Genomic DNA, 25,383 nt, shown 5'->3' with positions numbered 1-25,383 from the left:
TCATTAGTCACATCCCATATCTTGAGATGACATCGTATCTGCATTAGGGAAGCAATACCCTGTTGGTAGAGCATCAGGAACATAACGTTGCAAATTACTATCGTATAAAGCGTTCTCTAAAAAGGCAGTAATAGCATCAATCTCGTCATCTGAAAGGTTTAAGGGCTCAAATAATGGTGATAATTGAGTTGCTGGTACATCTTGATTTTCAGCAACCGCATTATTTTTATAACGAACCACCTCTTCTATAGAGTGGAGGCTACCACCATGTCCGAAAAATGCAACATCTTTTAAATTGTATAACTGAGGTGTTTTAAATTTAAAATCATCTTCTGAATTTCCTGTAAACCCTCCACGTCCACGTCGTGTGGCATCATCAATAGGTGTAAGCACATTTTCACCAGCCAAATCATTCAGACCTAAAGCATAAAAATCCATGCCGTTTAAAGCTGGTCCTGAATGGCAAGAATAACATTTTGCTTCGTCAAAAAATAATAAGGCGCCTTCTGTTTCTTGTTCGTTTAAAGCTGATGTATTTCCATTTAACCATTGCTGAAAAGGCGCTTGATTTGGTAATAAGGTACGCTCATAAGCTGCGATAGCTAGTCCTGCATTTACTTTTGTATAACGCTCTGAAACATCCACATCTGGAAACGCTTCATCAAACATATCTTTATAATCTGAGCTCAAAATAAATGCCTCATCAATCACCAACCTATGCACATCCAATCCAGCTATTGCTTGAATTTCTACGCCTTCAAAACCTAAATTGTTGACTTCTTTAGGTGTACCAACAGTCCAATTAGCTTCGGTTCCTTGATTGGTTCCTGTACCACCAAATTGACCATTCCAAAGCATGACATCTTGATAAGCCACATTGAGAGCACTTGGTGTTCTTATTGGTTGTACGTCTAAATCGGTTTCTAAATACATTCCGTTTTTAAATCGTCCTTCTCCATTAATACCAAAACCCATTCCTCCTTCTCCAATTCCTTGTAAGATTCCACTCTGAAAACCAGCCTGGGCATGATGACAACTTGCACACGAATAAGTATGCATACCTTCGTCCATACTCGGATTGGTTGCTAAGCCTGTTTCGTGAAACAGAAACTTACCTAGTTCAACTTTAGCTGCTGTAATTGGATTATTTGCATCATTAGGTATCAAATTAAAATCAGTTGCTAATGGTTGAATTAAAGCGTCTTTAGATCCATAAAGCTCTATAATTCTATTTTCTAAAATATTTTGGGATGGAAGTGGCACATAATTATCATCGTCTGAAGCACATGACATGAATAAAGTCATAAATCCGACAACGTATGCTGAATAATGGAAGGTTTTCATAATGATTGGTTAATTGGTGGTTGAAAAGTAGGCAAAATTTTATATCACAATAAAAAAAATAGACCAAATACTCTTTTTTTTAGTTTAGATAATAATTATTCAGATGAAGTGTTAGTTTTTGAAGTTCAGCGATTTATAAGTGTTATCGCTTTACAAACTTCAGAAACGCATTTTTAGGTTTTAATGTAATTAAGGGAGTGATATCGATCACTTCAAAATCTGGATAGATTTTAAATTTAGACACTAACTCTGTTACAGCAATAATCATCTCAAACATAGCGAAGTTATTTCCAATACATTTTCTCGGACCTGCTCCAAAAGGAAAATACTGAGATGAAAATTTCCGGCCTCCTTCGGCAAAACGCTCAGGTAAAAAAGTGTTAGGTTGCTTCCATAACTCTGGGTGTCGGTGTATTTCATATACCGAAAACAACAAGTTTGATCCGGCATCAAAATGCATCCCATTAAAATTATCATCTGAAATATTCACACGGTCAATAAAATATGCTGGTGGATATAAACGCATTGATTCTTCAATGACCTGCTGACAAACTTTAGAAGCCATTACAACAGCCATTAAATCGGTTGTTTCCTTTTTTACATCTGAAAATTCTTTAAAAATCTGCTCCTGCCATTGGGGATGCAATGCTAAAAGTTGACAAGTAAACGTCAGAGAGTTTGACGTAGTTTCATGTCCAGCCGTAAATAAAATGAGAATCTCATCAATAAGTTGCTCTTCATCCATCGGGTTACCATCATCATATCGTGCATCTAAGAGCATATCTAATAAATCATTTTCTCTAGCCTTTGACAGTCGTCTTTCATTAACTATACGCTTTAAAATATCACGTGCTTCCCGTGTTAAAGCAATATGCTTTTCAATCTTACCACTTGCTTTAAACCACCAGCCTAAATAGGGTTGGCGCAGTTCTTTAACCATCATTTTTTGAGCCGCTTCGGTAATATATTGAAGCCTATTTATATCATTTTGATTAGCAGCACTACTGAATAATGATTTTACAACGGTTTGAAACGCCAAATCATTTAGAATAGGAAATATATCAATAACAGTATTTTCCTCGATGCGATTATATTCTGAAAGAATAGCACTTTGGATAGATTCTAATAAGTTCTGAAGTTGTTTTTTATGAAATGCTGGCTGAATGAGTTTTCGTTGTTTTTTCCAATGGTCGCCTTCTGAAGTTAATAAACCTTTACCAACATATTTAACCAAATCTTCGGTTTGAATTTTGGATTTTACATAGTTTTTTTGATTTTTCTGAAGTACATATTCAGCAAAAGCTGCATCTCTACAAAAAAACACACTCGTATTCCATCCAATTTTTAGTTTAAAAACATCACCTTGTTCTGTAAAATTTTTATGATGAAAAGGTAAAGGGTTTTTAAGGATCTCTAGTGAGTGTTTTATAAATCGGTTTAAAGGAACTGTTGGTATATTGTCATTGTTTGTGCGCATCTAAATTATTGCATTATATGTTGTGATGAGATTCTGAAACAAGTTCAGAATGACGGTTGATTTAAAACAAACCGCCTTGTATCGGACCTTTAATTTTTCCTAAATGCTTATAGGCTAGCTCGGTCACTTCTCGTCCACGAGGTGTTCTCATGATAAAGCCTTGCTGTATTAAAAAAGGCTCATAAACCTCTTCAATAGTTTCGGCGCTTTCACTTACAGCAGTGGCTAAAGTTGTAATTCCTACAGGACCGCCTTTAAACTTTTCGATAATGGTTTCCAGTATTTTGTTATCCATCTCATCAAGACCATGCGCATCTACATTGAGTGCTTCTAAAGCAAACTTAGCAATCTTGATATCAATGCTACCATTACCTTTTATTTGCGCAAAATCGCGAACACGACGCAATAAGGCATTAGCTATTCTTGGTGTTCCACGACTACGACCTGCGATTTCAACAGCAGCTTCCATAGAAATAGGCACATCTAAAATTGAAGCACTTCGTTGTACGATTGTGGTTAATAATTCGGTGTTATAATATTGAAGTCGGCTTTGAATTCCGAAACGAGCTCGCATAGGCGAGGTTAATAATCCCGAACGGGTTGTAGCACCAACTAAGGTAAATGGGTTTAAATTGATTTGAACGGTTCTGGCGTTGGGTCCAGACTCAATCATGATATCTATTTTATAGTCTTCCATAGCAGAGTATAAATATTCTTCTACGATCGGACTTAAACGATGGATTTCATCAATAAATAAAACATCACGCTCATCAAGATTGGTGAGTAAACCTGCTAAATCACCTGGTTTATCTAAAACCGGACCTGAGGTCACTTTGATACCAACGTTCAGTTCACTCGCTAAAATATGAGCTAATGTCGTTTTACCTAATCCTGGAGGACCATGAAAAAGGGTATGGTCTAAAGCTTCACTTCGACCATTAGCAGCTTGAACAAATATTTGTAGATTTTCTAACACTTGATCCTGACCTGTGAAATCGTCAAAGGATAGGGGTCTCAACTTTTTTTCTACGTCCAGTTCTTCTGGTGAAAAATTATCGTTTGTAGGATCTAAATTCTCGTTCATATAACACAAATATAAACAAAAAGCCTTTCGATAGTTACGAAAGGCTTTTCAATATTATTGTTAAGAATTTAATGTTGTAATTCTTCCTCTCCATCTTTGAGAGGTATGTTTTGAGGTACATAATCATCATCATGTCCTGGCTTACTGTAATCGTATGCCCAACGGTGTACATGAGGAATCTCACCTTCCCAGTTTCCATGAATATGCTTAACTGGAGCCGTCCATTCTAATGTATTTGAACGCCAAGGGTTTTGAACAGTTTTCTTTCCGAAGAACATCGAAGAGAAGAAGTTCCATAAAAATACCAATTGGAAAATACCACCAACAATAGCGAAAACAGTAATAACAACATTGGCATTAGCTGTATCGTCAAATAATGGGAAATTAGAATTCGTATAATAACGTCTTGGTAAACCTGCCATACCGATAAAGTGCATTGGGAAAAATACGCCATAAGCACAAATTGCAGTGACCCAGAAGTGTAAGTACCCTAAGTTTTTATTTAACATACGTCCGAACATTTTTGGAAACCAATGGTAAATCCCTGCGAACATTCCGTAAAGTGCAGAAATCCCCATTACCAAGTGGAAATGCGCAACAACGAAATAAGTATCATGAACATTAATATCTAAAGCACTGTCTCCTAAGATAATTCCTGTTAAACCACCAGTGATAAATGTAGAAACTAATCCGATTGAGAATAGCATTGCTGGATTCATCTGGAGGTTACCTTTCCACAGTGTGGTGATATAGTTAAACGCTTTTACTGCAGAAGGGATAGCAATCAATAAAGTTGTAAATGTAAATACAGACCCTAAGAATGGATTCATTCCTGAAATAAACATATGGTGACCCCAAACAATAGTTGATAAGAATGCAATTGCAAGAATTGACATCACCATGGCGCGATAACCAAAAATAGGTTTACGTGAGTTGGTTGCTATAATTTCGGAAGTGATTCCTAATGCTGGTAATAATACGATATATACTTCAGGGTGTCCTAAGAACCAAAACAGGTGTTCAAATAATACTGGTGATCCACCTTGATAGTGTAATACTTCACCTTGAATAAATATATCAGATAAGAAGAATGACGTTCCGAAACTTCTATCCATAATTAATAATAATGCAGCTGATAATAATACCGGGAATGAAACTACACCAATAATAGCTGTAACAAAGAATGCCCAAATTGTTAATGGTAATCTTGTCATAGACATCCCTTTAGTACGTAAGTTAATAACCGTTACGATATAGTTAAGTGATCCTAATAAAGAAGATGCAATAAATATAGCCATTGAGACTAACCATAACGTCATACCTGCTCCTGAACCTCCTTGTGCCATAGGTAAGGCACTTAGTGGTGGGTATATTGTCCAACCTGCTGCTGCTGGTCCAGCTTCAACAAATAGGGAAATAATCATAACGACACTAGACAAGAAAAATAACCAGTAAGACACCATGTTTAAGAATCCTGAAGCCATATCTCGAGCTCCAATTTGCAATGGAATTAAAAGGTTACTAAATGTACCACTCAAACCTGCTGTTAATACAAAGAATACCATAATGGTACCATGTATGGTCACAAGTGCTAAATAAATATCTGCATCCATAACACCTTCTGGAGCCCATTTTCCAAGCAATGCTTCAAATAAGACATTAGGTTGCTCTGGCCATGCAATTTGCATACGAAACATAATTGACATCAAAACACCAATGACTCCCATAATAGTACCAGTTATTAGGTACTGCTTAGCAATCATTTTATGATCTTGACTAAAAATGTATTTAGTTACAAAAGTCTCTTTATGATGATGCCCGTGATCGTCGTGTGCGTGAGTATCTGCGTGTGCTGACATAATCTATTATCTTTTTTTAAATCTTTTATTTAGTTGGTAAAGAATTTTTGAATGTGGTTTGCTCTTTAATCCAAGCATCATATTCCTCTTGAGTTTCTACAATAATTTTCATTTGCATGTTGTAATGTGATTTTCCACAAATCTTATTACATAACAACAGGTAATCAAACTCGTAAGTTAACTCTTGACCTTTTGCTTCTATTTGGTCTTTATTTTCTAATCTAATAGCATTAATATTTGCTACTTTTTCTTCGATATCAGGATTTTGACGCATATCTGCTGTCGTTACAGTTGGTGTAAATCCAAACTGAGTAATCATACCAGGAACACAATTCATTTGTGCTCTAAAGTGTGGCATATATGCAGAGTGCAGAACATCCTGAGATCTCATTTTAAATAATACTGGTCTTCCAACTGGTAAATGCAATTCCGTTGTAATGATATCGTCTTGTGCGTAAGGGTCAGATTCATCAAGACCTAAAATATTAGCACGATCAATATCAATTAATCTTACATTGGCCATACCTAAGGTATTGTCTTCTCCAGCATATCGAGCTTTCCAGTTAAACTGTTGCGCATATAACTCAACAACTAATGGGTCTTCGCTTTCATCAATGTTCATGATACTTGTCCAAGTAAACAATCCGTAGATAATTAAACCTGCCAGTACAACTACAGGAATGAATGTCCAGATAGCTTCAAGTGTATTGTTATCAGCATAGAATAAAGCTTTACGTCCTTTTTCACCTTTATATTTATAAGCAAAATAGTGTAATAAAAATTGAGTAAACGTTTGTACTATGAAGATAAGAACCATAGAGATAATCATAAGATTATCTAAACCTGGTCCGTGTGCAGAAGCTGAATTAGACATTAATGGTAAATCTCCTAAGTACCAAAAACTAGCAATAGTAATGGCATAAATGAAGACTAAAAACCCCATCATTAAATAGCCATTAATTTTATTGTCTTTATCAGTAGCTACTTGGTCATTTGAAGTGCCTACTTGAGCCAAATCAAAAATCTTAACCATTTGCCAGATAGCAACAGCTATGAAAAGTACTATTATAAGTGTTAAAAAAGCAGTCATTGTCGTTTCTGTTCTTTATATAATTTATTAATAATGGAAATGTTCACTTTCTTTTATGAAAGGGTTACGTTTAGGTTCTAAAGGCGCTTTTGTTAATGCTGTAAATACAATAAATATAAACAACCCAGCAAATAGCAATATTGAACTGATTTCAGGAATACCTATATACCACTGATCTCCAACAGTAGCTGGCATAATCATATTAAATATGTCGATATAGTGACCACAAAGAATAACGATACCTGCCATGATAACAAACCAAGGAATACGTTTGTAATCACTATTCATTAATACTAATAGTGGGAATACAAAGTTCATAGCAACCATCCCTAAAAACGGCAACTGATAATCTTGGAATCTCGTGACAAAGTAAGTAACCTCTTCTGGAATATTAGAATACCAGATCAACATAAATTGAGAGAACCATAGGTACGTCCAGAAAATACTAAATCCGAACATAAATTTAGCTAAATCGTGAATATGACTATCGTTTACTTTTGGTAAAAGGTCTTTAGATTTAAGGTATATAGTAATCATTGCAATTACTGTGATACCACATACCATCATTCCGGCTAGTACATACCATCCAAATAATGTAGAGAACCAGTGAGGATCAACACTCATTATCCAATCCCAAGACATCATAGATTCAGTATATAAAAAGAATACTAAAAATGCTGCAGAGATACGGAAATTCTTTTTGAAGTTTTTATTGTCATCTGCATTATCTTGAGCGATAGAAAACTTACGTGAGAAGTGTCTGTATAAATACCATCCTGCGATAAAGATTAATCCTCTTACTCCAAACCATGTGATGTTTAACCATCCAGCTTTACCTTGGATTAGTTTATCGTGGGCAACGACGTCTGGATCCATCCAAACAAATAACCCATAATGTCCAATAACGCCTGATGCTATAGCAATTCCAAGAACAATTAGAGCTCCAGGTAACATGTAAGCTGTGATACCTTCCATTACTCTAAGTAATAAAGGAGACCAACCTGCTTGAGCAGCATATTGAACAGCATAAAATGCCAATACACCAAGTGCAATCATAAAGAAGAAAAATGCTGCAACATATAAAGCAGCCCAAGGTCTTTTGTGCATCGCGTGCATAACGTGATTAACATGTTTTGTGTGTTCATCAACTTCTGCATGTCCGTCATGACCTCCAGTTACTGCATGAGTATCTTCAGCTGCATGAGCATCATCCTGACTTGTTTCATGATGACTTGCGGCTTCGCCATGACCATCTCCATGATGAGATTCGCTAGCTAACATCGTCTCTACTTCTGAAAAATCTTTGTGAGATGTCATAAAACCATAAGCAACACCTATTGTTCCTAATATCATTAGGCCAATTGCAACTGATTTTAATTTACTTGAAAATGTATACATATCTATATATAATCTTTATCTATCTTATTTTTCTAAGTCTGCTTTTAAGTTCAGAACATAATCAACAACTTGCCAGCGCTCTTCTTCATTCAACTGATTCGCATAAGAACCCATGGCATTTTTTCCGTAGTATATGGTATGATAAATACTACCTGCTGTAATGGCTCTTCCAGCATCATCATAACTAGGAACACCTAGTATTTTTTCTCTTGTAACCAGTTTCCCTTTACCATCTCCTTTTTTACCATGGCAAATACCACAATAAATATCATATAATTGACCAGCTCTCTGACTATCTATTTGTGTAGAATCTAAAGGGCTCGTTAATGTTGCTTTAGCGAAATCATACCCTTCAGTTGTATTTTCAATCTCAAAAGGCATATGTCCTCCTCTAGGGATAGATCCTTCTGCTGGTAATTGTGCTTCCATATCACCATTAAATACATCGGCTTCTTGGTAAGCCTCATAGCCTACAGGTTCATACATATTTGGCATAAACTGGTAATTGGGTCTTGTGTCCTTTTTACAGGCAACAACAGTTGCAAATACCATTAATACTACTACTATTTTAAAAACACTTTTCATCTGTATAAATTAATGCGCTTTATCAATTAAATTAATTTCTACTGCTCCAGTTTCTTTAAGTAAATCTGAAAGTTCAGTTTCATTTCCATGAACAGCGATTTCCATTAAAAAATGATCATCTGTTGTTCTTGGATCAGGGTTTTCAGCTTTCTTAAATGGCCACATTCTACTTCTTAAATAAAATGTAATTACCATTAAGTGTGCAGCAAAAAACACAGTTAACTCAAACATAATTGGTACAAAAGCTGGCATATTTTCGATATAGCTAAAACTTGGTTTTCCACCAATATTTTGAGGCCAATCTTGAATCATGATGAAATTCATCATTACAATCGCAACTGTTAAACCAACACAACCATACATAAATGATGCAATGGCTATTCTTGTTGGAGCTAATCCCATAGCTTTATCTAGTCCGTGAACTGGAAAAGGCGTATATATTTCTTCGATATGATGATGTGCAGACTTTACCTTTTTAACGGCTGCCATTAAAACGTCATCATCTGTATAAATAGCGTGAATTACTTTTGAAGCTTCCATGTACTATTTTAGTTTATTAATTTTTTAGCTTGTCCAGACCAATCATCACGCTCTGCTCTTCCAGGGAAAGAACCTGTGATATCATCTAACAAGTCGTATTCTCTCTTTGTCATTTTACTTACCTGAGCGTAAGTAAATATACCTATACTGTTAAGGACTTCTTCCATTTTTGGACCAATACCGTTGATAACTTTTAAGTCATCAGCTGTTTGTAAATTGGCATCAAAAGTACCAACACCTTTAAGCAGATTTTCTAATTTTTCCGATTTATCCTGAGTTGGTTGTTTTGAAGTTGTCTTCTCTTCAATTTTTAAATTAGAAGTTCTTTCATCAGCTCCAGTTCCTACTAAACTATCACCACGTTCTCTAATTTTCTTATAACGTTCTCCTGAAGATTTTAAAATCGTCTTAACTTCTGCTTGAGCAATTACAGGGAATGTTCTTGCATACAATAAGAATAATACAAAGAAGAATCCAATAGTTCCGATGAAAATTCCAATATCAACAAACGTTGGTTGGAACATCGTCCAAGATGATGGTAAATAATCTCTGTGTAATGATGTTACGATAATTACGAAACGTTCAAACCACATTCCTACATTTACTACAATAGATATAAAGAATGAGAACATGATACTTGTTCTTAGTTTCTTAAACCACATGAACTGCGGTGAAAATACATTACAAGACATCATCATCCAATATGCCCATGCATAAGGACCTGTCGCCCTGTTTAAGAATGCATATTGTTCGTATTCAACTCCTGAGTACCAAGCAATAAATAACTCTGTGATATAAGCCACACCAACGATAGAACCTGTAATCATAATGACAATGTTCATTAATTCGATGTGTTGTACAGTAATATAATCTTCTAGGCTACATACTTTTCTCATAATTATAAGAAGCGTATTTACCATGGCAAATCCTGAGAAAATCGCACCAGCAACGAAGTATGGTGGGAAAATCGTCGTATGCCAACCTGGAATTACAGAGGTAGCAAAATCAAAGGATACAATAGTATGTACCGAAAGTACAAGTGGTGTTGCTAAACCTGCAAGAACCAATGACACTTCTTCAAAACGTTGCCAATCTTTTGCACGACCAGACCAACCAAAGCTCAATAAAGAGTATATTTTCTTTTGGAAAGGCTTCACTGCTCTATCACGAATCATTGCAAAATCAGGTAATAAACCAGTCCACCAGAATACTAATGATACCGATAAATATGTAGAAATCGCAAATACATCCCAAAGTAGAGGTGAATTAAAGTTAACCCATAATGAACCAAACTGATTTGGTATTGGTAATACCCAATATCCTAACCAAGGACGACCCATGTGTATGATTGGGAATAAACCAGCCTGAACAACCGAGAAGATTGTCATCGCTTCCGCAGAACGGTTAATTGCCATTCTCCATTTTTGACGGAAAAGTAAAAGTACTGCAGAAATTAATGTTCCTGCGTGACCGATACCAACCCACCAAACGAAGTTAGTAATATCCCAAGCCCAACCAACGGTTTTGTTTAAACCCCAAGTTCCGATACCTGTAGAAATCGTATAGATAATACACCCAATTCCCCAAAGAAAGGCTACCAGTGAAATTCCAAAAACTATCCACCAAGCTTTGTTTGCTTTTCCTTCAACAGGTGCTGCCACATCTACCGATACATCGTGATATGATTTTTCTCCTGTAACTAAGGGTCTTCTAATAGGTGCTTCGTAATGAGACGCCATAATCTATTATAATTGTTTCTTAATTAATTTTTATGCTTCTGTTGTATTTCTCACTTTCGTATGATACTGAACATTAGGTTTAGTACCAACACTTTCTAATAAGTGATACATACGATCATCTTCTTTAAGTTTTGCAACTTTACTGTCTTTGTCATTGATATCTCCAAATACCATCGCGCCACTGCTACAAGCTGCAGAACATGCTGTTTGGAACTCACCATCTTTAACTTCTCTTCCATCACGTTTTGCATCAAGAATTGTTTTTTGTGTCATTTGAATACACATAGAACATTTTTCCATCACACCACGAGAACGTACAGTTACATCTGGATTTAATACCATGCGACCTAAATCATCATTCATATGATAATCAAACTCATCATTTTGTGCGTATAAGAACCAGTTAAAACGACGTACTTTATACGGACAGTTATTTGCGCAATAACGTGTGCCTACACAACGGTTATAAGCCATATGGTTTTGACCTTGGCGTCCATGTGATGTAGCTGCCACTGGGCATACAGTTTCACAAGGAGCATGGTTACAATGCTGACACATTACTGGCTGGAAAGCAACCTGAGGGTTATCAGCTGGGTTTTCTAACTCCGCAAATCCACCTAAAGATCCTTTATCTCCAGAAAGTCCAGAAAACTCTTCTTTTTTCGTATCATCTTCAGCAAATGTATCTTCTGAAGAATAATACCTATCTATTCGTAACCAGTGCATATCACGGCTACGTCTAATTTCTTCTTTTCCAACAACTGGTACGTTGTTTTCAGCATGACATGCAATAACACATGCACCACAACCTGTACAGGCATTTAAATCTATAGATAAGTTAAAGTGATGTCCAATTGAACGATCAAACTCATCCCATAAATCTACATCAGGAGACGTTACTGGTGTTTCTTCATGGTTTAATGACACCTTTGGAATAGGATTCCAATACTCTTTATTCTTCGTATTGAAAACCTCAAGAGTAGTTTCCTTAATAATATCACCACGACCCATTAACGTATTTTGCAACTGAACACATGCAAACTCATGCATTCCTGATGCTTTACTTATAGATACATTTTGTGTTGTATTAAAATCCTGATATAACGCATATGCATTGACACCAGTCATCATGTCTGACTTTAAACCTGCTGTTCTACCATAACCAAAAGATAAACCAATAGAACCTTTAGCTTGTCCTGGTTGAATGATAACAGGCACATTTTTAAGTGTATTACCATTTACAGTTAAATCAGCATAACTTCCGTTTAATGCTCCAGTAGCAACATGCTCATTAACTAAATTTAATGATGCTGCATCTGCTGCAGAAATTGTTAAATAGTTATCCCAAGATGTTCTTGTAATAGGATCTGGAAATTCTTGTAACCATGGATTGTTAGCCTGCTGACCATCTCCCATGCCTACTTTAGTATATAATGACAATTCCATACCATTAGACTTAGCTGAAGATGCTAATGCTCTTGCAGCGCTTCCTCCAGATACTGCTGTTGCAGTACTTGTACTAGCTCCTAGTAAATCATCAATTGTAGAACCTTCAGAACTTGAAGTAGTATCAATTGTTTCAGTAGCAATACGTCCTACATAAACACCATCTTGTAATGCTTTGTTGAATGATGAACCAGTTAAGATGCTAGTTCCCCATGTATCTTTAATATAGTCACGATAATTTGCATCACTTCCAGTCCATAATAATAATGCTTGTTGGAATTGACGTGTATCAAACAACGGACGAATAGTTGGTTGCATTAAACTGTAATGTCCTTTTTTAAACTCTACATCACCCCAAGATTCTAAGTAGTGAGGAGCAGCTGCAATATATTGTGCTACAGTAGAAGTTTCATCTGCTTTCATTGAGAAAGCAATAGACAATTCTGTTTTTCCTAAACCTTCAGCAAAATCGGCAGCATTAGGTAAGGTATACATTGGGTTAACACCACTCATGATGATACCTCCAACACGTCCAGCCTTCATGTCAGCTACCAGCGTTGCGACAGCTTCGTTGTTACCTTGTCTCGTTAATATAGGAGACGTTGTATCAAATGCCTTACTTGTTAGTGATTCGTTGATAGCTAATGCTACAGTTTGAGCATTGACATCCTGAATACCAGTTACTAAAACACCATTACTTCCGGCTCTTTTTAATTCTGAAGCAGCATTTTGTACTGCTGTATTTATATGTTCTGGTAAATCTGTTGCAGCAGATCCACCTACCACTAAACTATAAAGTTTAGCTAAAACTTGTTTTTGTTGGCTTGGCGTTAATGGTACACGCTTATCTGCGTTAGCACCAGATAATGACATATTTGATTCAAACTGGATGTGGCGTGACATTTTTCCATTTTTTGGAACACGTCCTTGAGCATACCCAGAATCAAATCCACCTCCTTGCCAATCTCCTAAGAAATCTGCACCTACAGAAACAATAGTCGTAGCTTTAGAAAAATCATAGCTAGCCATTCCTCGAGTACCATACTTAGCTTCAAAAGCATCTAAAGCTGCAGATTCTGAAATTGCATCATATATGACGTGACGCACATTTCCGTATTTTTCTTTGAATTCAGCAATTAACTTAGATGTTGAAGGGCTCGCATAAGTTTGTGTTAATAACACAATCTCTTTACCAGCATTTTTCAGGTCAGTTAATTTCTGATTGGTTTCAGCGTCAAAAGTATCCCATGAAATAGCAGCTTCGCCTTTCATTGGACCTTTTACTCTCAAACTGTCATATAAACCTAATACAGAAGCGTTAACTCTTGCATTGGCACTATTATGTGTTTTTGCTAAGTTGTTGTTCTCAATTTTGATAGGACGACCTTCACGTGTTTTAACTAAAACACTTGCAAAATCAAATCCATCAGCAATCGTTGTCGCATAATAATTAGCTACACCAGGCACAATTGACTCTGGCTGTACAACGTAAGGAATTGATTTAATCACTGGTCCTTCACAAGCTGCTAATGATGCAGCAGCAGTACTGAAACCAACATACTTCAAAAAGTCACGACGCGTAGTAGAAGAAGCACCTAAAGTGTCTTTATCTCCTAAAAATTCATCCGTAGGTATTTCGTTTACGAATTCATTTTCTTTTAGCGTCTCAACAATAGAGCTATTTTCGTTTAGCTCTTCAACACTTTTCCAGTATTTCTTGTTTGATGACATATTATATAATTGAATTACTTCTTATTAAATTTTATTAATAGTGACACTTACCACATTCTAATCCACCCATTTGAGCAGCTGTAAGTTTATCTACACCATATTTTTTAGACAATTCTTCGTGTATTTTTGTGTAATACGCATTGTCTTCAACTTTTACATTTGTTTCTCTGTGACAGTTAATACACCATCCCATAGTTAAAGGCGCATGTTGATACATAACTTCCATTTCTTCAACTGGGCCATGACAAGTTTGACATTGCACTCCTGCAACTTCAACGTGCTGCGAGTGATTAAAGTAAGCAAAGTCTGGAAGATTATGTATTCTCACCCATTTCACTGGCTTAGGCTCTCCTGTGTAATTTTGTCCATCCCATCCCGTTGCAGCATATAATTTTTGGATTTCTGCATCGTAAAATGCCTTATTGTACTTATCTGTAGTTTCGCCGTTATATTCATAAACTGACTTATGACAGTTCATACAAATATTAAGTGAAGGAATTCCTGAATGCTTACTCACTCTTGCAGATGAGTGACAATATTTACAGTCGATACCATTATCACCTGCATGTATTTTATGTGAAAAATGAATTGGTTGAACTGGCTGATACCCTTGATCTACTCCAATTTGAGATAAATAGCCATACACAAAGTAAGCACTGGCTAATAAAAAGAATATAACAGTTACCAATACTAAAAATTGATTTTGAACAAAGGCTTTCCATATTGGAAGACTCTTGTCTTTTGCCGCAACTTCTATTCCTTTTTCCTGAGCAAAACGATTAAGTGTTTGTCTCACTAAAACTAAAGCAACCGCTAATAACGCAAATAAAATTGCAAGTGCACCAAGAATAAGTTTGTTTGACACACCACCTTGATCATCGCCTCCGCCATCTTCTTTTACTACTTCTTCTTTTTTCGGTGGATCTGTTGCCGTATAGGCTAAAATATCAGATATATCTTGATCTGACAATTGCGGAAACGCAGTCATTGCAGTCCCGTTATACTCATTAAAAATCTGAACTGCATAAGCATCACCAGATTTCACCATTCCAGCACTGTTTCTAATCCACTTATCTAACCAGTCTCTTCCTAAACCTTGCTCTTCCTCAAGTCTAGCTTGAACATAACGAAGTGCAGGACCAGTCATTGGTCTGTCTAAGTTGTGACATGCAGCACAGTTAGTGTTGAATAAAGTTTTTCCTTTGACAGGATCTCCTTCTTGAGCAGTAAGTGAAGTAGAAAACGTAAGTAAAATAACCAATCCTAAATAAGGAATTTTTGAGGCTAGTTGTCGGTAAATCACCTGTATCATATTGTTAGTTGAATTATCTTCTAAACTTTGGTATGGTTTTTTCATTATTACTATTGAAAAAAGCATTTATAAAATCTCATGCAAAAATAATACTTATAGACCATTTTAGAAATGTTACAGAACTGTTAATTGATAATTTATAAGGATTCTAAATAATAATTTAAGGCCTAATTTAGTTAATAATTTTAACTCAGGAAACAACAGTCAAAAAAAATCGTTTTCTTTGTACAAAATTTCAAATATTATGAAAGCTAAAACTCTAAAAATACTAGCACTCACCCTTCTGTTCTTAGCATTTGCAAATCAAACATTTGCGCAAGAAGGTGTTGTTACAATTGATCAGGATAGTGACATTTCAAAACTTCTGGAATACAAGAAAGATGTAAAAACTTTAGATTTATATAAAATTCAATTAGATTTTGGATCGCGTTCTGAAGCTATGGCATTAGAACGTGAATTTAAAAACACATTTTCACAATGGCCAACTGATGTGGTTTATGAAACCCCTAATTATAAAGTTTGGGTCGGCAATTTTAGTACGCGATTAGAAGCTGATATCGCACTTTTAAAAATTAAGAAGAAATTTTCAAAAGCCATGGTTTTTGAACCTAAAAAGGATAATTAAAACTTCAAGATTATTATAAAAAAAAAAGCGACTCAATGAGTCGCTTTTTTTATGAAGTATATATAATACTATTTCAGTTTCTTTTTCACTTCTACTTCCTGGAATGCTTCTAAAACATCATCGACTTGTATGTCATTGTAGTTTTTAAGTTGCATACCACAATCGTAACCTTTAGCGACTTCCTTAACATCATCCTTAAATCGCTTTAGAGATGTTAATTCTCCTGTATGGATAACAACACCATCTCTAATTAAACGAATGCCTGAGTTTCTGTATATTTTTCCGTTAGTTACCATACAACCAGCAATGGTTCCGATTTTAGAAATCTTGAAGGTCTCTCTAATTTCGGCTGTACCAGTAATCTCCTCTTTTAATTCTGGAGACAACATCCCTTCCATGGCATCTTTAAGATCATTAATTGCATCGTAAATAATAGAGTACATTCTGATATCGATTTCTTCTTTATCAGCAATTTGACGTGCATTACCCATTGGTCGCACATTAAATCCGATAATAATCGCATCTGAAGCTGTAGCGAGAAGCACATCACTTTCAGTAATCGCTCCAACACCTTTATGTATGATGTTTACTTGTATTTCTTCAGTAGATAATTTCTGGAACGAATCGGTTAGAGCTTCCACAGAACCATCCACATCACCTTTAAGAATGATATTTAATTCCTGGAAGTCACCAAGTGCAATTCGACGTCCGATTTCATCTAGTGTAATATGACGTTGTGTTCTAACAGACTGTTCACGTTGTAGTTGTGTACGTTTAGCCGCGATTTGCTTCGCTTCACGCTCATCTTCAAAAACGTTGAATTTATCACCAGCTTGTGGCGCACCATCTAATCCTAAAATAGAGACTGGTGTTGATGGACCTGCTGCTTCAACTTCGTTTCCACGTTCGTCATGCATCGCTTTAACCTTTCCACTGTTTTTACCTGCAAGTACATAATCACCAACACGTAATGTTCCGGCCTGAACTAAAATTGTAGACACATAACCTCGACCTTTGTCTAAGAATGCTTCAACAACTGTTCCTGTTGCATTTTTATTAGGATTGGCTTTAAGCTCTAATAATTCGGCTTCAAGCAATACTTTTTCTAATAATTCTTTAATACCTGTTCCATTTTTAGCTGAAATATCATGCGATTGAATCTTTCCACCCCAATCTTCAACTAATAAGTTCATTTGTGCTAAACCTTCTTTTACTTTTTCAGGATTAGCGCCAGGCTTATCAATTTTGTTAATTGCAAAAACAATTGGCACTTCAGCTGCTTGAGCATGTGCAATGGCTTCTTTTGTTTGTGGCATAATGGAATCATCGGCCGCAACTACAATAATAGCTAAATCGGTAACTTGAGCACCACGAGCACGCATGGCTGTAAAGGCCTCGTGACCAGGTGTATCAAGAAATGCAATTTTTTGTCCGTTATCTAACTGAACTCCATAAGCACCAATATGCTGTGTAATTCCACCAGATTCTCCAGCAATTACATTTTCTTTACGTATATAATCCAGTAAAGATGTTTTACCATGATCGACGTGTCCCATAACAGTAACGATTGGAGCACGCGACACTAAATCTTCAGGTTTATCTTCTACAACCTCAATAGATTCTTCAATATCAGCAGTAACAAAATCTACTTTATATCCAAATTCGTCTGCAACTACAGATAATGTTTCGGCATCTAAACGCTGGTTCATCGTCACCATCATTCCTAGCGACATACATGCTGAAATAATTTCGGTTACAGAAACGTTCATCATAGTAGCTACTTCGTTTGCAGTAACAAACTCAGTTACTTTAAGAACTTTGCTTTCTGCTGCTTCGATTTGCTGATCGATTTCAGTTTGCTCTCTATGCTGTTCACGTTTTTCTCTACGGTATTTTGCACCTTTTCCTTTAGAGGACTTTCCTTGAAGTTTTTCAAGAGTTTCACGTACTTGCTTTTGTACTTCTTCAGCACTTGGCTCCTCTTTTACAGTAGTTCGCTTACCTTGATTTTTACCTTTGTAACCACCTCTTTGGTTTCCGCCTCTGTTATTAGATCGGTTATCACCTCCTGATGATGGTCCTTTACTAATACGACGTCTTTTCTTTTTATTATCTGAATCGGAATCCGATTTTTTCTCCTCTTTTTTCTTTTTAGGCTTATTGAACTTAGAAAGATCAATTTTATCGCCAGCAATTTTAGGTCCGGAAAGTTTTTTGTATTGCGTTTTTAAAGTCTCCTCAACAGGTTCGTCATTTGCGGTTTCTTCTGTTTTCTTAGCCTCTTCTTTTGCTTTAGGCGCTTTAACCTCTTTAGTCTCTTTTTTAACCGGAGCCTCTTTTTTTGCTTCTTTTGGAGCTTCAGCTTTTGAAGTCACTTCTTTTGGAGATTCCTCTATTGGCGCTTCCTCTTTCGGTGCGTCAGACTTAGGAGCTTCCTTATCTTTATTAAGGTCGATTTTACCGACTTGCTTAGGTCCAGACAACTCCGCTTTAGCTTTTACAACTTCTCGGCTTTTAGCTTCTTTTTGCGCTTTTTCTTCTAATTCACGCTCACGCTGTTCACGCAACTCTTCCTTTTCTTTGAGTTTTGCTTCACTTACTTCTTGGGACTCTGCCTTTTTATTAGCATCCGTTTGAAACTCATCGGAAAGAATTTTGTAAACCTCTTCTGATATTTTCGTATTAGGGCTCTTCTCTATTTCGACACCTTTTGATTCTAAAAAATCAACGGCACGATCTATAGAGATGTTAAGTTCCCTTAATACTTTATTTAATCTAGTTTGAGCCATAAATTGCTTGTAATATAACTTAAAAATCTTTTATACCAAATTAACATTAATGTGTAAATTGGTATTATTCTTCGAACTCTTCTTTAAGAATTCTGATAACATCTAATATTGTTTCTTCTTCTAAATCTGTACGCTTTACAAGATCTTCAACATCTTGTTCTAATACACTCTTAGCAGTATCTAATCCTGCTTTGCTGAACTCATCAATAATCCAACCTTCAATTTCATCAGAGAACTCTGTTAACTCTACATCTTCTTCAGCACCTTCTCTAAATACATCAATTTCGTAACCTGTTAATTTTCCTGCCAATCTGATATTGTGACCACCTCTACCAATAGCTTTAGATACTTCTTCAGGCTTTAATAACACTTCAGCACGTTTATTTTCTTCGTCTAATTTAATAGAAGTCACTCGTGCAGGACTTAATGCTCTGGTAATAAATAATTGCAGGTTATTTGTATAGTTAATAACATCAATATTTTCATTACCTAATTCACGAACAATACCGTGAATTCTAGACCCTTTCATTCCCACACAGGCACCTACAGGATCAATTCTATCATCATAAGAATCTACTGCAACTTTGGCTTTCTCTCCTGGTATTCTCACAACATTTTTAATGGTAATCAAACCATCAAACACTTCAGGGATTTCTTGCTCAAACAACTTCTCTAAAAATGCTGGTGCAGTTCTAGACATTATAATTGCTGGCTTGTTTCCTTTTAACTCTACGCTTTCTATAATACCTCTTACATTTTCTCCTTTTCTGAAAAAATCTGATGGTATTTGTTTATCCTTCGGAAGGATGATTTCGTTCCCTTCGTCGTCTAATAAAATAATAGCTCTGTGACGAATATGATGAACTTCTGCCGAATAAATTTCGCCTTCTAATTCTTTAAATTGCTTGTAGATATTAGTGTTGTCGTGCTCGTGAATTTTAGAAATCAAATTTTGACGTAATGCTAAAATAGAACGTCTTCCTAAATCAACTAATTTCACTTCTTCTGCAACATCTTCACCTACTTCAAAATCAGGTTCAATTTTTTGTGCTTCAGACAATGCAATTTCCTGATTAGGCTCTTCAACCTCATCATCGGCTACGACAATCCTGTTTCTCCAAATCTCTAAATCTCCTTTATCGGGATTTATAATGATATCAAAATTGTCATCATCTCCATATTTTTTCTTCAGTGCATTTCTCAATACATCTTCTAAAATCGCCATTAACGTTACACGATCGATTAATTTTTCATCTTTAAATTCTGAAAAAGAATCAATTAACGCAATATTTTCCATAACTACTATGAATTAAAATTTTATTACAACTTGAGCTTGCGAAATCGTATCGTACGTTATTTCAGCTTGCTTTTTTACAGTTACTTTGCCCTTACCAACAGGTTTAGGCTCTCTCGTTTTCCATTCTAAAAGAATCTTATCCTCATCTGCCTGAGTCAATTTTCCTTCCAGAGTTTGATTATCTGTTGTTTTTACACTAAGTGTTCTACCGACGTTTTTTAAATACTGTCTTTTATTTGTTAAAGGTGTCGTTGCTCCAGCAGATAACACTTCTAAAGAAAAATCTTGTTCTTCTCTGTCTAAGTTATGTTCTATCGCACGACTAATAAACATACAGTCTTCAACCAAAACACCATTATCGCCATCAATAATGATTTTAATGCTGTTATCACTTAACACATCAAAATCGATTAAAAACAAGTCTTCACGTTGTTTTAGGCCTTCGTCTAATAAATTTTTTACGGTATCTCTGAACATTTTTAGTATAAAAAGAGCGGACTTTCCGTCCGCTCATTATTCTTTTTTCTTCAAACAACGCTGCAAATATACAACATTTTTATTGATTTCTACAAGTGTGGTGGTTTCGATTTTTATTATTAAATTTATAAGACTAAAATCAATTCAAGCCGTATGAAAAAAATATTAGTTCCAACAGATTTTTCTGAAGAAGCTGAGCATGCATTAAAAGTTGCTGCTCAAATTGCAAAAAAGCATGGTAGTGAAATTTATTTACTTCATATGTTAGAAATTCCAATGCAAGAAACCGACGCTGTAAGTTCGCATGCCGAGATTCCTGAGGTGATGTTTTTTATGAAGATGGCACACCAAAAGTTTGAAGACATTATGAATAGTGATTACCTCAACAACCTTACCGTTCATGAAATTGTAAAGGCTGATGGTTCTTTTAATGGGATTTCAGAAATTTGCAAAGAACATGGCATTACAATGATTACAATGGGCTCACATGGTGCTAGTGGTTTTAAAGAAATGTTTGTAGGTTCTAATGCTGAAAAGGCTGTTAGAAATTCAGACGTGCCTGTTCTGGTTATCAAGAATAATCATGATGATTTTAGTGTTGATGATATTGTTTTTGCTTCTGATTTTAAAAACGACAACAAAGAAACTTATCTTCAAGCCACAGAATTTGCAACAGCTTTTGGAGCTCAGTTACATTTATTAATGGTAAATACAGCTAGTAATTTTACTACAACTAAGAAAGCTAATGACAGAATTAATGATTTTATTCAAGATTATAGCTTTAAAAACTATACGATTAACATCTACAATGATGAATCAGTTGAGAAAGGTGTTCTCAATTTTTCTAAACACATTGATGCTGATTTGATCGGAATTAGTACACACGGCAGACAAGGTATTGCGCATTTCTTTAATGGAAGTATTAGTGAAGACTTAGTAAATCATGCCAAAAGACCAGTAATAACTTTTAAGATTTAAAAACAAAAATCGCAGAAATAAAAAAAGCCTTCCTATTCAGGAAGGCTTTTTTGTTGGCCCACTAGGGATCGAACCTAGACTCTTTGGTACCAAAAACCAATGTGTTGCCAGTTACACCATAGGCCAGTCTCTTAAAGAGGATGCAAATTTAGTACAAAGTTTTATTTGTACAAATAATTTTTTATAAAATAATCAAAAAATGGTAACGTTTACTTAAAATCCATAGCGTTTACCATATTTATTGTTAAATTCGCTCGCATTAAATAGATTATTTTTATGACACATTTCAACTTCAAGAAATGGGATACCATTTTAGGATGGTTTGCTTTTACCATAGCATTAATAACCTATGCTCTAACCATTGAGCCTACAGTTAGTTTTTGGGATGCTGGAGAATACATTCTAACATCTTCAAAATTACAGGTTGGTCATCCGCCTGGAGCGCCATTGTTTCAAATGCTTGGCGCATTTTTTTCTATGTTTGCGCTAGAACCTGCACAAATTGGAGCTATGCTTAATATGATGAGTTCTGTTTCGAGTGCGTTTACAATCCTTTTCATGTTTTGGACCATCACGATATTACTTCGTAAACTTGTCAGAACCGATGATAAACCTATATCTAAAAATGCTTCTGTAGCCATTTTAGGAAGCGCTTTAGTGGGTAGCTTAGCCTTTACATTTACTGATTCATTTTGGTTTAATGCAGTAGAAACTGAGGTATATGCTATGGCAACTTTGATTATGGCTATCCTTTTTTATCTGGGATTACGCTGGGAAAAAGACATGCACGAACCTAGAGGTCATAGATGGTTAATTTTAATTGCATTTGTAATCGGACTATCGTTTGGAGTACACTTTATGGGCTTATTAACCATTCCTGCTTTAGGCCTGCTTTATTTCTTTAAAAATTACAAAACAATTACGGTTAAAAACTTCATTCTTGCTAATATTATTGCTGCAGCAATCTTATTATTTATATTCAAACTTTTATTACCTAATGCCCTTCGATTATTTAGTGCGTCGGAAATATTCTTTGTAAATACTATCGGACTTCCATTTAATTCGGGATCTATCATCGCAGGATTACTTGTGATTGCCGCGTTCTATTTCGGCTTAAAATACACACGTCAAAAAGGTCATAAATATGCCAATACATTAACGCTGTGCTTGTTATTTATTTTTATTGGTTTCTCCTCATGGATTATGTTACCAATTCGTGCCAACGCTAATGTAATTATTAATGAAAATAACCCATCTAGTGCTAGAGAATTACTAGCCTATTACAACTTAGAGCAATATCCTGAAACACACTTGTTTTACGGTCCGCTATTTACAGATCAATATTCTGGTCTTGACGAAAACAACCCGTATTTAGACGATAAACCTAAATATGAGAAAGATTATGAAAAAGGGGAATATGTGATTGTCAATAATTGGAAAAATGCTAAACAAAATTATAATTCTGATCACGCTGCTGTTTTACCGAGAATGTGGAGTGGTGAACACGCCGAAAATTACATGATGTTTACTGGTTTACTGGAATTTAAAATTAAACCTGAATATCAAATGGATAATGATGTTAGAAGGTTAGTTAATGAATTTAGAAGTGATGTTGCTCAAGGAAAAATCGATTACGAAGACTATAATGCTTTTCTTAAGCAGTTTGGTAGAGACCTCTTAGATGTTGAAAAACCATCATTTGGTGACAATCTCTTTTATATGTTAGAATATCAGTTTGGATACATGTACTGGCGCTACTTTATGTGGAATTTTGCCGGAAGACAAGATGATATTCAAGGAAAGTATAATGATTTACATGGGAATTGGATTAGCGGTATTGATATTATTGACGAGAGCTCATGGCGATTAGGAATGTCGCAAGACAATCTTCCAAGTGATGTTGCTAATAATAAAGCCCGAAATACCTATTATATGTTGCCACTTATCTTAGGTCTCATCGGATTTTTATATCTATTAACCAAAGACCCTAAACGTTTTTGGGTGATGCTGGTGTTTTTCTTAATGACCGGTTTAGCAATTCAATTTTATACCAATGTAAGACCTTTTGAACCTCGAGAGCGAGATTATTCGGTAGTAGGATCATTTTATGTATTTGCTATCTGGATTGGTTTTGGTGTTTATGCCATTTTTGATTTGCTTCGGAAATATGCCAACTCCAAATTTCTGGCACCAGCGATAACATTAGTCTGTTTAATCCTTGTTCCAGGAATCTTAGCTGCTGAAAACTGGGATGATCATGACCGATCAGAAAAATACACAGCTAAAGCAATGGCTCGTAAGTATCTCGAATCCTGTGCTCAAAACTCTATCCTGTTTACTATTGGAGACAATGATAGTTTTCCGCTTTGGTATCTTCAGGAAATTGAAGGCGTTCGAACTGATGTACGTGTGGTTAACACTAGCTTATTTCAAACCGACTGGTATATTGATCAAATGAAACGAAAGGCATACGAAAGTGATCCTATTCCTTCACAATTGACCCACGATCAATACAAGTTTGGAACTCGTGATTATATCATGAAATATGAACTCACTAAAGACACGATGATGATTAAAGACTTTATGGATTTCATCTCTAGTGACGATCCAAAATACAGTCTTAAATATGGGATGCAACGTAGAGGCGAGGATCCTGCAGGATACCCAATACAATTACAAAATTCAAATTACCTGCCAACCTCTAATGTTCGAATTCCTGTAGACAAATCTAACGTCTTAAAAAGCGGCATTGTTAAAGCTAAAGATGCCGATAAAATTGAACCGCATATTGATATTACAATTACTGGTGGTGCTTTGTATAAAAATCGCTTATTAATGCTGGATATTATTGCAAATAACGATTGGAATCGTCCTATCTATTTTACAGGAGGCGCCTTTAGTGATGAAGATTATATCTGGATGAAAGATTACCTTCAGCTAGATGGTTTGTGTTACAAATTAGTTCCTATAAAAACACCTGTGGACAGAGCAAATCCGTTTGATATGGGTCGAGTTGATTCCGAATTAATGTATGACAAAGTGATGTCCTGGGATTGGGGAAATAGTGGTAGCGATAACATTTACCACGATGTGGAAACCCGTAAAAATGGTATTACTTACAGAGGGAATCTTGCAAGGTTGATGGAGCAACTCATCAATGAAGACCAATTAGACAAAGCCGAAAACATCGCAGATCTTGCAATGGAAAAAATGCCTGTTGATAAATTTGGCTTTTACACACTTCTAGAGCCTTACATTAGTGGTTACTATGAAATGGACAAAAAAGATAAAGCCAGACAATTGTATATTGATGTGTCAAGAAAATATCAAGAAAAGCTTACCTACTGGAGTAGCCTTTCTAAAAAGAACCAAACACGTTATCTTGATGAAATTGTAACAGACATCGAATGGTATCGAAATTTAGTTGACCTATTAGTCATTTATAACGACCAGGATTTTGCTTTGGAAGAAACTGAAAAATTCAACAACTATCTACAACTCTTTAAACATTTTATGGGAGATACTGACGACACTGCACCTCCTGTAAGAGAAGACAGAGATATGGTAAGTGATACTATAGATAGTATTTTAGGGATTCAACAACCTTAGATT

General features: G+C 35.6%; 17 protein-coding genes and 1 tRNA gene. 3 read left to right on the top strand and 15 right to left on the bottom strand.

Annotation, left to right across the window (positions count from 1 at the left end):
- Window positions 1-3 precede the first annotated feature (3 nt).
- The 11 genes from H7350_RS05615 to H7350_RS05565 form a co-directional block, all read right to left on the bottom strand.
- On the bottom strand, window positions 4-1,344 hold the full coding sequence (locus H7350_RS05615; RefSeq protein ID WP_204344872.1) for a cytochrome-c peroxidase: 1,341 nt from the start codon (window positions 1,342-1,344) through the stop codon (window positions 4-6).
- A gap of 142 nt (window positions 1,345-1,486) precedes the next feature.
- Window positions 1,487-2,821, bottom strand: a complete 1,335-nt coding sequence (locus H7350_RS05610; protein WP_204344871.1) for a cytochrome P450 — start codon at window positions 2,819-2,821, stop codon at window positions 1,487-1,489.
- Window positions 2,822-2,882: 61 nt separating this feature from the next.
- On the bottom strand, window positions 2,883-3,905 hold the full coding sequence (gene ruvB / locus H7350_RS05605; protein ID WP_204344870.1) for a Holliday junction branch migration DNA helicase RuvB: 1,023 nt from the start codon (window positions 3,903-3,905) through the stop codon (window positions 2,883-2,885).
- Between the two features lie 68 nt (window positions 3,906-3,973).
- Window positions 3,974-5,764 (bottom strand): cytochrome c oxidase subunit I, encoded by a 1,791-nt coding sequence (locus H7350_RS05600; protein WP_204344869.1) that lies wholly within the window; start codon window positions 5,762-5,764, stop codon window positions 3,974-3,976.
- A gap of 25 nt (window positions 5,765-5,789) precedes the next feature.
- Window positions 5,790-6,854 (bottom strand): cytochrome c oxidase subunit II, encoded by a 1,065-nt coding sequence (locus H7350_RS05595; RefSeq protein ID WP_204344868.1) that lies wholly within the window; start codon window positions 6,852-6,854, stop codon window positions 5,790-5,792.
- A 27-nt stretch (window positions 6,855-6,881) separates the two neighbouring features.
- Window positions 6,882-8,252 carry a quinol:cytochrome C oxidoreductase gene (locus tag H7350_RS05590; RefSeq protein WP_204344867.1) on the bottom strand — a complete coding sequence of 457 codons (1,371 nt, stop codon included), beginning with the start codon at window positions 8,250-8,252 and terminating at the stop codon, window positions 6,882-6,884.
- Between the two features lie 24 nt (window positions 8,253-8,276).
- Entirely contained in the window at window positions 8,277-8,837 is a 561-nt protein-coding gene (locus tag H7350_RS05585; RefSeq protein WP_235989266.1) for a c-type cytochrome, read from the bottom strand.
- Window positions 8,838-8,846: 9 nt separating this feature from the next.
- Window positions 8,847-9,377, bottom strand: coding sequence for a DUF3341 domain-containing protein (locus H7350_RS05580; protein ID WP_204344866.1), 531 nt, complete (start codon window positions 9,375-9,377; stop codon window positions 8,847-8,849).
- Window positions 9,378-9,385: 8 nt separating this feature from the next.
- Window positions 9,386-11,116 carry an NrfD/PsrC family molybdoenzyme membrane anchor subunit gene (gene nrfD, locus H7350_RS05575; RefSeq protein ID WP_204344865.1) on the bottom strand — a complete coding sequence of 577 codons (1,731 nt, stop codon included), beginning with the start codon at window positions 11,114-11,116 and terminating at the stop codon, window positions 9,386-9,388.
- A 30-nt stretch (window positions 11,117-11,146) separates the two neighbouring features.
- Entirely contained in the window at window positions 11,147-14,293 is a 3,147-nt protein-coding gene (locus tag H7350_RS05570; RefSeq protein ID WP_204344864.1) for a TAT-variant-translocated molybdopterin oxidoreductase, read from the bottom strand.
- A 34-nt stretch (window positions 14,294-14,327) separates the two neighbouring features.
- Complete coding sequence (locus tag H7350_RS05565; protein ID WP_204344965.1) at window positions 14,328-15,605, bottom strand: c-type cytochrome; 1,278 nt, start codon at window positions 15,603-15,605, stop codon at window positions 14,328-14,330.
- Window positions 15,606-15,849: 244 nt separating this feature from the next.
- Here H7350_RS05565 and H7350_RS05560 point away from each other — a divergent pair, with 244 nt between their 5' ends.
- Window positions 15,850-16,230, top strand: a complete 381-nt coding sequence (locus H7350_RS05560; RefSeq protein WP_204344863.1) for an SPOR domain-containing protein — start codon at window positions 15,850-15,852, stop codon at window positions 16,228-16,230.
- 68 nt (window positions 16,231-16,298) lie between these two features.
- Here the strand turns inward: H7350_RS05560 and infB are convergent, their stop codons facing one another.
- The 3 genes from infB to rimP form a co-directional block, all read right to left on the bottom strand.
- Window positions 16,299-19,019, bottom strand: a complete 2,721-nt coding sequence (gene infB, locus H7350_RS05555; protein ID WP_204344862.1) for a translation initiation factor IF-2 — start codon at window positions 19,017-19,019, stop codon at window positions 16,299-16,301.
- A 64-nt stretch (window positions 19,020-19,083) separates the two neighbouring features.
- Complete coding sequence (gene nusA, locus H7350_RS05550) at window positions 19,084-20,316, bottom strand: transcription termination factor NusA (protein ID WP_204344861.1); 1,233 nt, start codon at window positions 20,314-20,316, stop codon at window positions 19,084-19,086.
- A gap of 12 nt (window positions 20,317-20,328) precedes the next feature.
- Window positions 20,329-20,793, bottom strand: a complete 465-nt coding sequence (gene rimP / locus H7350_RS05545; protein ID WP_204344860.1) for a ribosome assembly cofactor RimP — start codon at window positions 20,791-20,793, stop codon at window positions 20,329-20,331.
- 153 nt (window positions 20,794-20,946) lie between these two features.
- Between rimP and H7350_RS05540 the strand changes: the two genes are divergently transcribed.
- Window positions 20,947-21,771 (top strand): universal stress protein, encoded by an 825-nt coding sequence (locus H7350_RS05540; RefSeq protein ID WP_204344859.1) that lies wholly within the window; start codon window positions 20,947-20,949, stop codon window positions 21,769-21,771.
- A 53-nt stretch (window positions 21,772-21,824) separates the two neighbouring features.
- Here the strand turns inward: H7350_RS05540 and H7350_RS05535 are convergent.
- A tRNA-Gln gene (locus H7350_RS05535) sits at window positions 21,825-21,897 on the bottom strand.
- 150 nt (window positions 21,898-22,047) lie between these two features.
- On the opposite strand from H7350_RS05535, the gene H7350_RS05530 reads away from it, so the two are divergent.
- A complete protein-coding gene (locus H7350_RS05530) occupies window positions 22,048-25,380 on the top strand; it encodes a glycosyltransferase family 117 protein (RefSeq protein WP_204344858.1) in 3,333 nt (1,110 codons plus the stop codon).
- Window positions 25,381-25,383: the final 3 nt, after the last annotated feature.

This window comes from Psychroserpens algicola (genome assembly GCF_014526325.1).
Lineage (GTDB): Bacteria > Bacteroidota > Bacteroidia > Flavobacteriales > Flavobacteriaceae > Psychroserpens > Psychroserpens algicola.
This window is presented reverse-complemented; position numbering and strand designations above follow the sequence as displayed.